Consider the following 13,814-nt stretch of genomic DNA (forward strand, 5'->3'; position numbering starts at 1 on the left):
GGCCGCGAAAATTGCTGCTACGCCCGACACTGAATTTCATGGTATGCCTATGGCAGGTTAAAGACAACGTATCTCTGTCCTCAACCAGTCAAGAGAGTTGCTGAATTGAATTGCTTGTATTGGTCTTTGCTGATAATAATGTGTCTACAGGAGACAGCATTGGCAGGATAGTCGTACAAAAAGGAACTATAAATACCGGCTGCCAGTTGTTATCAAGCGTCTGTAAGGCTATTACCCTATAGATCATGAACCAACAATTCGAAACCTTCGAATCGAACGCGCCCATCGCCCAGCCGATGGAGATGACGCAGAGATTTGAGTATCTGATCGCGAACACTCCTGCAATCATCTATAGCAGTGTGCCGTCGGGGGATTTCAAGATGACCTTCGTCAGTGAAAACGCGTCGAGAGTGTTGGGCTATGCTCCCCAGGAGATGGTTGACGATCCCAATTTCTGGTTCGACCATATTCATCCCGACGATGCGCCGAACATATTCTCCAGCCTGGCCCTGTTGTTTGTTGAGGGAGAGCGGGCCTATGAGTATCGTTTTCTCACCAAAGACAGGCGGTATTTGTGGATGCACGACAGCTTGCGTCTTATCCGAGATGAAAATAACAATCCGATCGAGGTTATAGGCTCCTTAACCAACATCACCGAGAGAAAGTTGATGGAAGAAGCTCTGCACCGTACGGGAGAGGAGCAACGCAATCTGATTGAAAAGCTGAAGGAGACGCAAGCCCAGCTTCTGCAGTCGGAAAAGATGGCTTCGATTGGTCAACTGGCAGCAGGCGTTGCACATGAAATCAACAATCCTGTTGGGTTCGTCAGTTCCAACATGAAATCCTTGAATACCTATGTCGATAAGCTGCTGCAAGTGGTCATGCGGCAAGAAGAATTGTTGCAACAAGATGAACTCAGCGCCGATCTGAAAAGCCAGGCGAAGAAATTAAGCATGGAGGCAGATCTGGCGTATCTGAGAGAAGACGTCGTCGATCTGATTGCCGAGTCTTTGGACGGCCTTAAGCGCGTGAAAGACATCGTTCAGTCCTTGAAGGACTTTTCGCACGTCGGTGAAAGCGACTGGCAGATGGTAGATGTTGCCAAAGGCTTGGAAAGCACGATCACTATCGCCAACAATGAACTTAAATACAAAGCTGTCATTGAAAAGCATTACGGTGTGTTGCCTCTGATAAAAGGTCTTGCTTCTCAATTGAATCAGGTATTCATGAACCTTCTGGTAAACGCTGCACATGCTATCTCTGAAAGAGGCACTATCAGTATCCATACAGAATGCAAAGAAGATTGGGTGTTCATACGGATTCAAGATACCGGCTGCGGCATCCCTCCAGAAAATCTGTCGCGCATTTTTGAACCATTTTTCACGACCAAGCCTGTTGGAAGCGGCACGGGACTGGGCTTGTCGTTGTCCTATGGGATTGTACAAAAACACAATGGACGGATCGAGGTGCAAAGCGAAGTAGGTATCGGCACAAGTTTTACAGTCTGTCTTCCCGTCAGTCAGTAGTCTGCGACAAATTCATACACCTGAGAACTCGTAGTGCAGAGTTGATAGAAAAGGGCCTTAAGTATGTCGAATACCAATACCGCTTCGGATTCTCCAGATGCAGGGAGCATCATGTCGCCTTCCGTCATTCTCCTCGTTGACGATGAAGCGAGCATCTTGTCATCCCTTAAGCGTGTACTCCGGCCTAAAGGCTATACGCTTATCACTGCGGAAAGTGGCGCCGAAGGGCTGCGGCTTCTCGAAGAACATGCGGTCGATCTGATCATCTCCGATATGCGTATGCCGGAGATGACAGGCGCGCAGTTTCTGGGAAAGGCCAAAGAACGCTATCCAGAGGTGACGCGCATTCTGTTGACGGGATACTCAGAAATTACATCGACAGTGTCTGCCATTAATGACGGTGGCATTTATCACTATCTTCAAAAACCTTGGGATGAACAAGATCTCATATTGACGATACAGCGCGCCTTGGAGCAGCAACAACTAAAAAGGGAAGCGGCAAGACTTAATGAAGTGGTTCGAAAACAGAACGAAGAACTCCTGACATTTAATGCACGGCTAGAAAAACAAGTTCAGGCTCGTACTGAAGAAATTCGCCAGACAGTGATGTTCCTTGAAAACAGCCAGGCAGAAATTAAACTGAATTTCTTGACGATGCTCAAGGTCTTCTCGAACATGATTGAGTTGCGCTCGGGCATGCTCGGTGGACAATCTGACCGCGTCAGCGCGTTGTGCCGCAGCTTGGGAAAAAAATTCAAGCTGCCTGAAATTGAAATACAGGATCTGGCAATTGCAGGGCTACTCCATGCCATCGGGAAAATCGGATTGCCTGATGAACTCATTCGCAAGCCTCAAGAGAAGATGTCCGGTGAGGAATCACGGGCTTTCATGACGCATCCCGTCAAAGGGCATATGGTGTTGACGCCTGTAGCTGCATTTAATGATGTCGGCGATCTGATTCTTTACCAATATGAGCGTTACGACGGGAGGGGCCTGCCGGAAGGAATTGCCGGAGACAAGATTCCCCTGGGCGCTCGTATTCTGGCTGTCGCACGGGATTTCGAGGCCTTGCGATCCGGGGCAATTGCCACGCTGCCTCTTCCGCTGGACAAGTCGGTACAAATCATCAAATCCCAAAGCGGTCATCGTTACGATCCCGCTGTGGTGGATAGTTTTGTTGCACTCGTCAATGAGGGCGACTCTCTGCTGTCTGAACAATCGAGAGATATCAAGTCACGCGACCTTGAGGTCGGCATGCAACTGGCGGAGGACTTGCGGACTAATGAGGGAGTGCTTCTTATCGTCCGGGATTCCATTATTTCCGCAAACAACATTCAACAGATCCGCAAGTTCGAACAATTGGAAGACACCGCTTTGCAGATATCGGTCAAGATTTTGGAAAAAGATGCTTAGCGGAGGAGCGAAAAACTATGTCGGAAGAAGCGATTCCTGAGGCATTTCGGCGCCGATTGTTGTTGGTCGATGATGAAATCAACATCTTGTCGGCCCTGAAACGCCTGCTGCGTCAAGACAAGTACGACATCATGACTGCTAACAACGGCCAAGAAGCTTTGGATGCTTTGAAGGAAAATCCAGTAGACGTCATCGTCACAGATCAACGTATGCCAGGAATGACAGGCGTAGAGTTTTTGCGTCTGGCCAAAGAATCCTATCCGGACACCATTAGGATTGTTCTGAGCGGCTATACGGAGCTACAGTCGGTCACTGATGCGGTCAATGAAGGCGCTGTGTATAAATTTCTTACCAAGCCTTGGGACGATGTTCAACTAAGAGGACATGTGGCGGAAGCCTTCCGAAGAAAAGAAATGGCAGATGAAAATCTGCGTCTGCAACGTCAGCTTCAAATAGCAAATTCAGCACTGGAGAGCACGAATCATGCGTTGGACAAATTGCTGAGAGAGCAGGAAGAGCGGATTGAAAATGATGAAGTGAGCCTGCAAATTACGCATGAGATCCTGGCGCATGTCAGTACCCCCATACTTGGCATCGATGATGAGAAAAATATCGTGTTCATCAATGCTGCAGCGCAAGAGCTTCTGGGTCACTCCAATACTTTTCTCGGTATGAAGATGGCGCGTAATGCTCCCCAATTGGAACAGGCGCTGAATCAAGCCAGCACAGAAATTATCTTTCACAACGAGCGTTATAAGGTTCTCACCCATCCTATGGGGAAAAACTCTCGCTCCAAAGGGAAGCTGATGACACTCATTAAATTGGACGCGAGCTAAACAACCATGGCCGAAATTGATTCGTCTCGCGAGACACTCCTGAGTGACGCAAAGCCAGGCATGGTATTGGCGGAAGCAGTGCTGGACAAGGCCGGTACTCGCTTGATTTCTCCCGGTGTGGAATTGACTGAAAAATCGATTCACGCATTGAAGCAGCGCGGCATACAAAGCATCACAGTACAGCCGTCGGTTACAGAAGATGGACACAACGAAGCACAGGAGCAGAAACTGCAAAGATTAGATGCGCTGTTCAGGAACAGTCTCGACGGAGAAGCCAATCGGCTCCTGCTGGATTCGCTCAGGCGTTACAGGAAGATGCCATGACCCCCTTAACCGGCGAGGAAATCAGCGAGGCGGTTCTCCGGCTTCCTTCGCTACCCCACATCGTGATGGAGCTTGTTGACGCGCTTGACAACGGCGATGTGGACACCAATACGCTTGCACAAAAAATCTCGCACGACCAGGCCTTGACTGCGAAGGTGCTGGGGTTGGCCAATTCGTCGTTTTACGGAATGCAAAGCAAAGTGGGATCTATCCCACATGCAGTTGCCGTACTGGGATTCAATAGCGTTCGTTCTCTGGTTACAGCTGCTGCAATTGTAGGAACTTTTTCTGAGGGAAAGTCGAAGGAACTTAACTACACGGAATTTTGGAAGCATGCCATTGCGACGGCATTGACGGCTAAAGCGATCGCAAGAAGTTGCGGAGGAAACGAAGATCAGGCTTTCATCGGTGGGCTCTTGCATAACATTGGTCGATTAGTGCTGGCAACGTATTCTCCATCGCGCTATCAAGAGGTGCTGAAATGGCGTTCTCAGCATGACGGCGACTTGGTGGCTGCAGAAATTCACATCTTTGGCATCGATCATAAAGTGGCCGGTAGTGCGGTTCTTGCGCACTGGAAGTTCCCGACATCAATTGTCGAGACATTGAATACACCCGGAAATAACAGCCTTCCTTCGCACTCTCTGGCGGCGTCCATTGTGAGCGTTGCCGATGCCATTGCCTACGGGCTGGATCTGAGTGGTGGAGAACATGATCGCGTTCCTGTGATTCCGCAACAGGAATGGGATCTCCTGAATATGGACCAACAGACACTGATGGAGGTTTTCAGCGCCACTGAAAGACAATTCAAAGAAGCTTGCACGATCCTGGGCGCCAATGCAGGAGACAGATAGAAGTCTGGATTATTTGGGAGGTAGAAATCGTGTCATTTCTCAGTTCGCAGAATCAGCTGTCAGAGCCGCAGATATCCGAGTTCTTTGATGGCTGTCCCGTACCTGCATTCGCGATCGACAGCAATCATCTTATTACGCATTGGAATAAGGCCTGCGAGCATATTCTCGGCGTATCTGCGGCGCAGATGGTGGGGACAAAAAATCAATGGAAGCCGTTCTATCTGTATGAGCGGCCCGTGCTTGCGGATCTGATTGTTGCCGGATCTCTCGAGAATGTCGTAGGAACCTATTACCACGACGACGATAAGTTTCGTAGTTCGGTAGTCATTCCGGGCGCCGTAGAGGCTGAAAAATTCTTTCCTCATCTTGGACATGATGGTCGGTGGTTATACTTTTCGGCGGCGCCCTTACGCGCACCTTCCGGGGAGATTGTCGGCGCCATCGAGGTACTGCAGGATGTTACCGCCCAAAAGTCCGCAGAGTTGGATTTGAGAAGAATGCATCAGGATCTGGAGCTTCAGGTGGTGAAGCGCACACATGAACTTGCTGCAGCCAATGAAAAAATGGAAGAGGATTTGCGGCGCCTCACGGCGGCAGAGGCTGAGCTTGTTCGGAGAAACGCAGAGCTGACTGAAGTCAATCGAAAATTATCCATGACCCAAGAGCAGCTGATGCAATCTGAAAAGCTTGCCTCCATCGGCCAGCTTGCTGCTGGAGTTGCCCATGAAATCAACAATCCAATCGGATATATTTTTTCGAATTTCAGCACACTCGAAATTTATATCGATTCACTATTAAAAATACTCACGGCCTATGAAAAGTTAGATAAAGATCGAGGTTCAACAGTGCTTTATCAGGAGCTGAACGCTGTGCGGAAAGACGTTGAAATAGATTATTTGAAAGAGGATATTCCCGCGTTGATGAGCGAGTCCCGAGAAGGAATCACACGCGTCAGAAAGATTGTGCAAGACCTTAAGGATTTCTCCCGAACCGACACCGCTTTGGAATGGCAATGGGCCAACTTGCATCAGGGCATAGATTCAACATTGAACATCGTCAATAACGAAATCAAATATAAAGCAGATGTCATCAAAAACTATGGAAACCTGCCGGATGTTGAATGTTTGCCGAGCCAGATCAATCAGGTAGTGATGAATCTGGTCGTCAATGCCGCCCACGCCATCAACGGAGGGCGCGGCACCATATCCATCACCACCAAGGTAGTCGATGCGGACGTTCAGATTGAAGTGGAAGATACCGGGGCCGGGATCGCTCCTGAAAACCTCTCCAGAATATTTGATCCGTTTTTCACTACCAAACCCGTTGGTCAAGGAACAGGACTAGGTTTGTCTTTATCGTACGGCATCATGCAGAAGCATCAGGGCAGCATTCAGGTAAATAGCATCATGGGTCAAGGCACCACTTTTACGTTGAGGCTACCCATCAGGCATGATGCCCCGCAAAGCTAAGGAAGATTGAATAAATCTCACGGCTATCCGGCTTCTAAGGGATTCTCTGATATTTTTTGCAACATCGCTGATCTAAAGTACCTCTCATGCTGCGAGAGCAAACCATGAGACGGGAGAAGACGATGGGATACGAAGATAAGCTTTTATATATCACCCCAGACATGGTTCTGGAAGCGCAAGAAAATCCGAAAGGATGGATTTATAAAATAGACGAAGTTCTCAATCCCGGTGAATATGCTTCTTGTAGCTCAGTGATCGGGGCTTGGAAGGTGGATTCAAACGGATTATTCACCGGCGAGGTCATTCTGAATCCCAAGTACCGTCCGCACTAGGGCCTGCTAACAATTAATTTGCGGGTGCGAACGCGCGGCAAGCGACGCCTGCCGCCGTTCCCGACTCATCCGCCATCTACCATGGCGCTTTGTGCCGCTGCAAGATCATTTCGCATCTCATGACATTTTTTAAGCGGCGATCGTTTGCGCGCTTTCCCCGCCATCGGCCAGCGACTCCGCCAGCCAGTCCCCGAACATACGCGCCGAGAGCTTTACCGCTCGCCCTGCCGCAAACACGGCGTGCAACTCGACAGGCGCTATTTCCCATTCAGGGAGCACCTGCACAAGGGCGCCGGCTGCCAGTTCGGCGCGGCAACCCCAAAGCGATGTCGATGCAATGCCCAGGCCCGCTGTCGCCGCTGCGATGGCTGCTTCATTGGTGGAAATCAGCAGCCGGCCGTCGATCCTGATCGACGTCACGCGGCCGTCTTTCTGGAAGGTCCAGCTGCGTCCGGATCCGACCGGCCCGACGATGACCGAATGGTCGGCGATGGCGGCCGGGCTGTCCGGCATGCCGTGTTTTTTCAGATAGGCGGGTGACGCGACCAGCAGACAGCCGATCGCACCCAGACGCCGCGCCGTCGCAGTCGAATCGGCCAGCTTGCCGAAACGCAGCGCCACGTCCACACCTTCGGCGACCAGTTCCTGGCGCTGATCGTTCATGAGCAATTCGACGCGCAGCGCCGGATGAGCATTCATGAAGGCCGGCAGTCGCGGCGCCAGTTCACGCACCGCAAAACTCGACGACACACCGATACGCAGAATGCCGTGCAGTTCACCGGTTCCCCTGGCGGCCTGGTCGGCTTCTTCCAATGCCGCCAGTATCGGCTCGATGCGGGCCAGATAATCGGTTCCGGCTTCGCTCAGCGTGACCGCACGCGTGGTGCGCGTCAATAGCGCCACCCCCAGCTCGCCCTCCAGCGCCGCCACGATACGCGAGACGGAAGACTGGGTCAGGCCGAGTTCGCGCCCCGCACGGGAAAAGCTTCCAGTCCGGGCGACACGGGTAAATAGGCGAAGAGAAAGGATGCGGTCATTCATTTGATTTCCAAATATATCATATCGGTATTCATGGTCTAGTGCGCATTTGGCAAATAAACGATAGTTGCTGCCAAGACGACTTAACGCACTGCCGACCCGGAACGATCATGAAACCCCACGCTACTCCGCATTCCCGCAAATCAGATCCGATGCCGGCTTCCGGCAACGCGCACGCCAATGCGTCGGCGCGTCTGCATGCCGCCATGCACCGCGCAACCGCGGACTTGCTCAAGCTTGCCCGCCTGCCCAAGGCCGATGATGCGGCGCCGGCATTCACGCTGCGCGATCTCGGCGGCAACGCGGTTTCCTATGCCGATCTGCGGGCGCAGGGGCCGCTGCTGCTGATGTTTTATCGCGGCATTCGCCAGGCCGGCGCCTATCCGGAATTGCAGGCGATGCAGGCCGCGTGGCCAGGGGCAGGGATGCATGGCGTCAGGCTGGTCGCGGTATCCGCGCAGCCGCCGGGCCACGGCCGCGAGCCGATCGATGAAAGCGCGTTCGATTTCTCCATCCTTTGCGATGCTCAGAACAACGCCGCCGACGGCGAGCCGGGCTGGACGCTGCCCATGCCGGCCTGTTTCGTGATCGCGCCCGACGGCGTGATCGTCTATGCCGAAGTCAATCCCGATTTCAATTTCGACGCCGATCTTGCGCGTCTGATGCCCGTGCTCAAACGTCTGAAAGCGCCTGTCGGCGAGGCCTGGCAATAAGAGACGGTTTCCTGGATTTTTTAAGCAACAGCTGCGTCGCAGCAACGCATGGGTGTGAGCTTGTGCGCCTTGAATCATAACGACCTGAAGAAAGAGATCGACATCATGCAAAGATTGAATGGAAAAGTAGCCGTCATCACCGGCGGCAGTAGCGGCATCGGCCTGGCGACCGCCAAGCGGTTCATTGCCGAAGGCGCCAAGGTGGCCATTACCGGACGCAATCAGCAGACGCTGGACGCAGCCGTGCGCGAATTGGGCGTATCCGCGCTCGCGATTCAGGGCGACGTGTCCAGTCTGCGCGACCTGGAACGCATCTATGCAACAGTCGCAAGCAAGCTTGGCAAGGTAGATGCACTGGTCGTCAATGCCGGCGTCTACATATTGGGATCGCTGGCCGATTTTACGGAAGAGCAGTTCGACAAAGTTAGCGACATCAATTTCAAGGGCGCTTTCTTCAGCGTGCAGAAGGCACTGCCCGTGCTGAACGACGGCGCGTCGATTGTGCTGGTTTCTTCGACCGTCAACGGCAAGGGCTTTCCCAATCATGCAGCCTATTCGGCGACCAAGGCGGCGGTGCGCTCGCTGGCGCGCAGCTTCTCGGCGGATTTGCTGGGCCGGAAAATCCGGGTCAACGCCTTGACGCCTGGCCCCATCGATACCCCCGTCTTCGATACCGTCACCAGCAGCGCCGACGAAGCCAAGGCGATGGCGGCGGCCATGGGCGAGTTCACACCGGTAAAGCGGCTGGGAGCGCCGGAAGAGATTGCAGCGGCTGCCGCCTATCTCGCCTCGGACGAGTCGGCGTTCATGCTCGGCGCGGAAATCCTGCTCGACGGCGGCCTGCGAGATATGTAAATCGCCGGCGCACATCGCTGGCGGAATCAATCACCATCACATAGAAAGAGAAATGCATCATGAGCAAATTGAACGGAAAAATCGCGGTCGTCACCGGCGGCAGCAGCGGCATCGGCCTTGCCACCGCCAAACGTCTGGTAGAAGCCGGCGCGCATGTCTTCATCACGGGGCGCCGCCAATCTGAGCTGGACAAGGCCAAGGATCTGCTCGGCAATAACGTAACCGCCGTGCAGGGCGACGTCGCCAATCTCGACGACCTGGACCGCCTGTACCGCACCGTGAAATCCGAAAAAGGCAAGGTGGACATCATCGTCGCCAGCGCCGGTTTCGTGGAATTCGGCACGCTCGCGGACATCACGCCGGAACACTTCGACAAGACATTCAACATCAATGCGCGCGGCATGCTGTTCACGGTGCAGAAGGCCTTGCCCTTGCTGCAGGACGGCGGATCCATCGTGCTCGTCTCGTCGTGTCTGCACATGAAGGGCCTGCCGCAATACACGGTGTATTCAGCTACCAAAGCGGTGGTGCGTTCATTCACCAGAAGCATGGCGGCGGAACTTAAGGATCGCAAGATTCGCGTCAACACATTGAGCCCGGGCGCCACCGAAACGCCGATCATCGACGGCCAGTTCAACAGCCGGGAAGAAGCGGACGAGGCGCGCAAGATGTTCTCCAGCATGGTGCCTCTCAGCCGTCTCGGCACCGCCGAGGAATTGGGCGCGGCGGCGTTCTTCCTGGCTTCGGACGAAAGCAGCTACATGACGGGCTCCGAGCTGGTGGTCGATGGCGGTTGGACGCAGGTCTGATCGGTATCGTGCGGCGGCATCGGGCGCAATGCCATTGATGGAAAACCGCATGAATCAAGGTTCATGCGGTTTTTTTTACGAGCCGGTCCGTTGCATCGGAACGGTGTCAGGAAGCAGGCGATCATCAAGAGATGAGCGTCGCATCGTCCGGCAAAATATCACGGGAAGGTCAAGTCCAAACCAAGTGTGCTGCCAAGGAAGAAGGTGGCTAGCCCCAGGCCCAGCAGCGATAACACGAAAACTGCGGCTACCTTGCCGCTCGCGCGCAGCACCGCGCGCTTTTCTGTTTCGCTCTTCTTCTCTTTCTTCCCCTGATCGTAATGCCACTTGATGGCGAAGAACATGCCTATGCCGAGCACGAGAACTTTGAACGTAACGAAGACTATCGGGACCCAATCCATCATTTCGAGTATTTCCAGGCTATTAATTGACACTATCTATCGTGAGGAACACTACCTCAAAACGCCGCTTCCGCAGCTTCATTTTTGTTCTGGCCATTCCCCAGGCATCCCGCTTGAATCCTTCATTACCTCTGTCTGTGAAATAACAACGGCATCCGGCGGAGCGACTTGCCGAATGCAGATGAGATAGGAGAGAACGTCCGCGACTGCCGTGCAAGGATGATGTTGCGGCACGTTCTGATGCATACTACTTAAAAGCAATTTCCATACATTGAGACAAAATGTCCCAGCTGAAAACCATGCAAGACGACAATGTGCCCATCTGGTTGCCGCGACTGGCCGTGCACGGCGGGCCGCGTTTCTTGCAGATTGCCGATGCCTTGCAGGCGGCGATGGCAGACGGATCGCTGAAACCGGGCGACCGTCTGCCTCCGCAGCGCCAGTTGGCAGCACAACTGGACGTCGACCTGACGACGATCACGCGCGCATACGACGAAGCCAGACGCCGCAATTTGTTGGAGGGGCGCGGCGCTCGCGGCACCTATGTCGCGGCGCCGAAAGTCGAATTGACCCCTATCCTCGATCTGAGCATGAATACCCCGCCACCGCCGGATGGCGTGGACTTCGACGACATGTTGAAGCAAGGTTTGTCTCAGGTGCTGATGAGGGCCGACAATGAATTGCTGATGACTTACCACCTGGCCGGTGGCAGCGACTCTGATCGTAAGGCTGGAGCCAAATGGCTGGCGCCGATGTTTGGACATCTGGATTATCGACAGCTTGTTGTCTGTCCGGGTGCGCAAGCGGCGATCGCCGCATTGATCCTCGCGCTGACGGAGCCTGGCGATGTCATCCTGGCAGAGCCGATGAGTTATCCCGGCTTGCGTGCCGCAGCGACCCAATTCGGCCGGCGCATCATTGCGGTGGACGCGGACAAGCACGGGATGCTGCCTGAGATGCTTGAGCAAGCGTGCCGCCGGCACAAGCCCGGGCTGGTCTATCTCAATCCGACATTACAGAACCCGACCGCCGTCACCATCCCGGAACTTCGGCGCAAGGAGCTCGCCGGCGTCGCGAAGCGCTGCAATGTACGCCTCGTCGAGGACGATCCCTACTGGCTCCTTGCCGATGCCCCGCCGCCACCTGTCGCCACGTTTGCCCCGGAACAGGCGTACTACATCTCGACCCTGTCGAAATGCCTGACACCCGGCTTGCGTGTCGCCTTCGTGCTCATACGCGACCCGCACGAACGCGAACGTTTCCTGATCGCGCTAAGATCATTTGCACTGATGGTCGCTCCTCTGACGGCTGCACTGGCCACGCAGTGGATCCTCGACGGTTCGGCTGACGGATTGATGGAAGGTGTGCGCAACGAGGCGCGCCTGCGGCACAGGATGGCCGGGGATATTCTGGCAGGGCGCTACAGCGGCGGCGCAGCGGGAGACGGCCTGCATGTATGGCTCGAGTTGCCGTCGTATTGGAACTCCTCACAGCTTGCGCGTGCAGCCGACAGCGCGGGCATTGCCGTCACGCCGGCGGAGGCATTCGCAACCGGCAGCGGATCCGTGAACGCCATTCGGATATCTTTGGGCAGCATCAAGGACCGTGGACGCTTGCGAGCAGGTCTTCAACGACTGTCTCATCTGCTTACGCAGCGACCCGAGTCGTTCAGTGCTGCTGAGGTTTGACCTTCCGGGAAAAACTGTGCTTCATCCGGAGGTTCTCATTGGGGTTGTGCATTGGTTTTCCGCCTCGGTGCTTATTTATCGTGAGATCACGCGCGAAAGTGAACAGAATGGAAGAAAGCCAAGTTAGCCGTGCAGCACAATGTCTGCTTTGGAGGGCGGGTTCAACCGGTGAATGCGGATGTCTGTAATCGGCCAATAACGGACATTCACAAGGAACAAAAAAGCCCGCTCGATGCGGGCTTTTTCTATCGGGGGATTCGAATTAACGTTATGTCCAATATCTGCGCGGCGTCGTTGGAAATGCTGGCAAAGAGCTGTCATTACGTCCCAAATTACACAAGCTGACTGCGTATGTAGAAATCGACCAAATTGCCCTCAGTCAGATATCTGCAGCCATAGCCTGCAATTTAAAATTCAGGTTTGCAGCCATATTCGCAGGGGCAAAGTCGGACGCAGGGATGCGTTGAAGATGCACAACCTATCGGCCAGTTTCATGCCGATGTGACTGAAGCAATTTGATCGCGGCGAGCAAATCAACAAAATTTTCTTAGCAGGAGTATAAATGCAGAAGGTCGTTTTACCAGAAAGAAACGACCAAGATGGGGTGCCTAATAGAGCGCTCCATTTTTTATAATCTTAAGAGAGAAAAATCCATGAAACATCTGAAATTTTTTACGTCACTAATTGCAGGATTATTGATTGTCTGTTCTCAAGCTAATGCTGCCGAAACGATAGGGGCGCGTTACTTCGGAGCAGTCGTGCCGACTAATGCAACGACAGTTATTTTTTCTCCAGCAAGTAACGTTAACGGAGCGACCATTAAGACTCTGAGCGGCAGTGCAACTAACGGGAGTCAGATGTTCGTCAATGCGGTTTATCCCGATGGAAGTACACGCACCATTGCATTCCTGGTTAGTTGGACGGGGGTATCACCAATGGTCGTGCTTCCTTATCCAGTTGACCTGCCCGCTGGCGTGGGATTGTCGGTAACGTTAAATCTCGGGACCATTGCCGGTCAGCTCTACACAACCTACGATTTTAAATAAGCCCTAGCACTTTATTGAACTTTATAAAGCCATACTCTGAAAAGCCAGCTATATAGCTGGCTTTTCTATCGCGATTATTTGGCTGCCTGTTCATCGTCGAAACTTTATGAAGTATCCGGCACCTGCCAGAAGAGGACATCCGACATGCAAGAAAAAGCGCCCGCGTATTGCGGGCGTTTTGCCGTCTGAAGCGCCTGATTACAAGTCCGACGTAGAAATCTGTTGATTTGCGTCGAAAATTGACCCACTTTGCCGCATAAATTGCACCGAGAATTGACCCACGTTTAGAACACAATTCTGCTTATGACCATAAGCAGGAGATCGGAGTGATCGACGTGGCATTACTAGGCATTATTCGACGCTGGCACCTTCGTGACCAGGTCCCATTGCGAGAGATCGCCAGACGTTTAGGCATCTCACGCAACACTGTCAGGCGCTACATTCGCGCTGAAACCATTGAGCCGGCCTATGCAGACAGGCGTCCCCGGAGCTCTTTGGACAAATACACAC

15 protein-coding genes are annotated in these 13,814 nt (G+C 53.3%); 13 read left to right on the forward strand and 2 right to left on the reverse strand.

The annotated features are described in order from the left end of the window. The first annotated feature begins 245 nt into the window (after positions 1-245). From AKL25_RS10325 to AKL25_RS10355, 7 genes are all read left to right on the forward strand, one after another. Positions 246-1,526 (forward strand): ATP-binding protein, encoded by a 1,281-nt coding sequence (locus tag AKL25_RS10325; RefSeq protein ID WP_050477542.1) that lies wholly within the window; start codon positions 246-248, stop codon positions 1,524-1,526. A gap of 111 nt (positions 1,527-1,637) precedes the next feature. Then, entirely contained in the window at positions 1,638-2,939 is a 1,302-nt protein-coding gene (nosR, locus tag AKL25_RS10330; protein ID WP_240475703.1) for a response regulator c-di-GMP phosphodiesterase, NosR family, read from the forward strand. 17 nt (positions 2,940-2,956) lie between these two features. Beyond that, positions 2,957-3,775 (forward strand): response regulator, encoded by an 819-nt coding sequence (locus tag AKL25_RS10335; protein ID WP_050477544.1) that lies wholly within the window; start codon positions 2,957-2,959, stop codon positions 3,773-3,775. A gap of 6 nt (positions 3,776-3,781) precedes the next feature. Further along, complete coding sequence (locus AKL25_RS10340; protein WP_157050568.1) at positions 3,782-4,099, forward strand: hypothetical protein; 318 nt, start codon at positions 3,782-3,784, stop codon at positions 4,097-4,099. Beyond that, positions 4,096-4,953: an HDOD domain-containing protein gene (locus tag AKL25_RS10345; RefSeq protein ID WP_050477546.1), complete on the forward strand. Its 858-nt coding sequence runs from the start codon at positions 4,096-4,098 to the stop codon at positions 4,951-4,953. Before AKL25_RS10340 ends, AKL25_RS10345 begins: the two co-directional genes overlap by 4 nt. A gap of 29 nt (positions 4,954-4,982) precedes the next feature. After that, complete coding sequence (locus AKL25_RS24750; protein ID WP_276203009.1) at positions 4,983-6,422, forward strand: ATP-binding protein; 1,440 nt, start codon at positions 4,983-4,985, stop codon at positions 6,420-6,422. A gap of 122 nt (positions 6,423-6,544) precedes the next feature. Further along, positions 6,545-6,754 carry a hypothetical protein gene (locus AKL25_RS10355; protein WP_050477585.1) on the forward strand — a complete coding sequence of 70 codons (210 nt, stop codon included), beginning with the start codon at positions 6,545-6,547 and terminating at the stop codon, positions 6,752-6,754. A gap of 129 nt (positions 6,755-6,883) precedes the next feature. On the opposite strand, the gene AKL25_RS10360 is transcribed toward AKL25_RS10355, so the two are convergent. Continuing rightward, complete coding sequence (locus AKL25_RS10360) at positions 6,884-7,795, reverse strand: LysR family transcriptional regulator (RefSeq protein ID WP_050477547.1); 912 nt, start codon at positions 7,793-7,795, stop codon at positions 6,884-6,886. A 107-nt stretch (positions 7,796-7,902) separates the two neighbouring features. On the opposite strand from AKL25_RS10360, the gene AKL25_RS10365 reads away from it, so the two are divergent. From AKL25_RS10365 to AKL25_RS10375, 3 genes are all read left to right on the forward strand, one after another. Next, on the forward strand, positions 7,903-8,505 hold the full coding sequence (locus tag AKL25_RS10365) for a redoxin domain-containing protein (RefSeq protein WP_083444637.1): 603 nt from the start codon (positions 7,903-7,905) through the stop codon (positions 8,503-8,505). A gap of 105 nt (positions 8,506-8,610) precedes the next feature. Beyond that, the gene (locus AKL25_RS10370; RefSeq protein ID WP_050477586.1) at positions 8,611-9,360 is read left to right on the forward strand and encodes an SDR family oxidoreductase; all 750 of its coding nucleotides are present in this window, start codon (positions 8,611-8,613) and stop codon (positions 9,358-9,360) included. A gap of 59 nt (positions 9,361-9,419) precedes the next feature. Beyond that, on the forward strand, positions 9,420-10,169 hold the full coding sequence (locus tag AKL25_RS10375; protein WP_050477549.1) for an SDR family NAD(P)-dependent oxidoreductase: 750 nt from the start codon (positions 9,420-9,422) through the stop codon (positions 10,167-10,169). Between the two features lie 158 nt (positions 10,170-10,327). On the opposite strand, the gene AKL25_RS10380 is transcribed toward AKL25_RS10375, so the two are convergent. Continuing rightward, positions 10,328-10,573, reverse strand: coding sequence for a hypothetical protein (locus AKL25_RS10380; protein WP_050477550.1), 246 nt, complete (start codon positions 10,571-10,573; stop codon positions 10,328-10,330). A gap of 296 nt (positions 10,574-10,869) precedes the next feature. Here AKL25_RS10380 and AKL25_RS10385 point away from each other — a divergent pair, with 296 nt between their 5' ends. The 3 genes from AKL25_RS10385 to AKL25_RS23705 all read left to right on the forward strand — a co-directional run. Continuing rightward, on the forward strand, positions 10,870-12,258 hold the full coding sequence (locus tag AKL25_RS10385; RefSeq protein ID WP_050477587.1) for an aminotransferase-like domain-containing protein: 1,389 nt from the start codon (positions 10,870-10,872) through the stop codon (positions 12,256-12,258). 653 nt (positions 12,259-12,911) lie between these two features. Then, entirely contained in the window at positions 12,912-13,304 is a 393-nt protein-coding gene (locus AKL25_RS24165) for a hypothetical protein (RefSeq protein ID WP_157050569.1), read from the forward strand. 326 nt (positions 13,305-13,630) lie between these two features. After that, a partial coding sequence (locus tag AKL25_RS23705; RefSeq protein ID WP_205627229.1) for a helix-turn-helix domain-containing protein occupies positions 13,631-13,814 on the forward strand: 184 nt, incomplete at its 3' end.

It is taken from the genome of Herbaspirillum rhizosphaerae, assembly GCF_001189965.1.
GTDB classification, from domain to species: domain Bacteria; phylum Pseudomonadota; class Gammaproteobacteria; order Burkholderiales; family Burkholderiaceae_D; genus Herbaspirillum; species Herbaspirillum rhizosphaerae.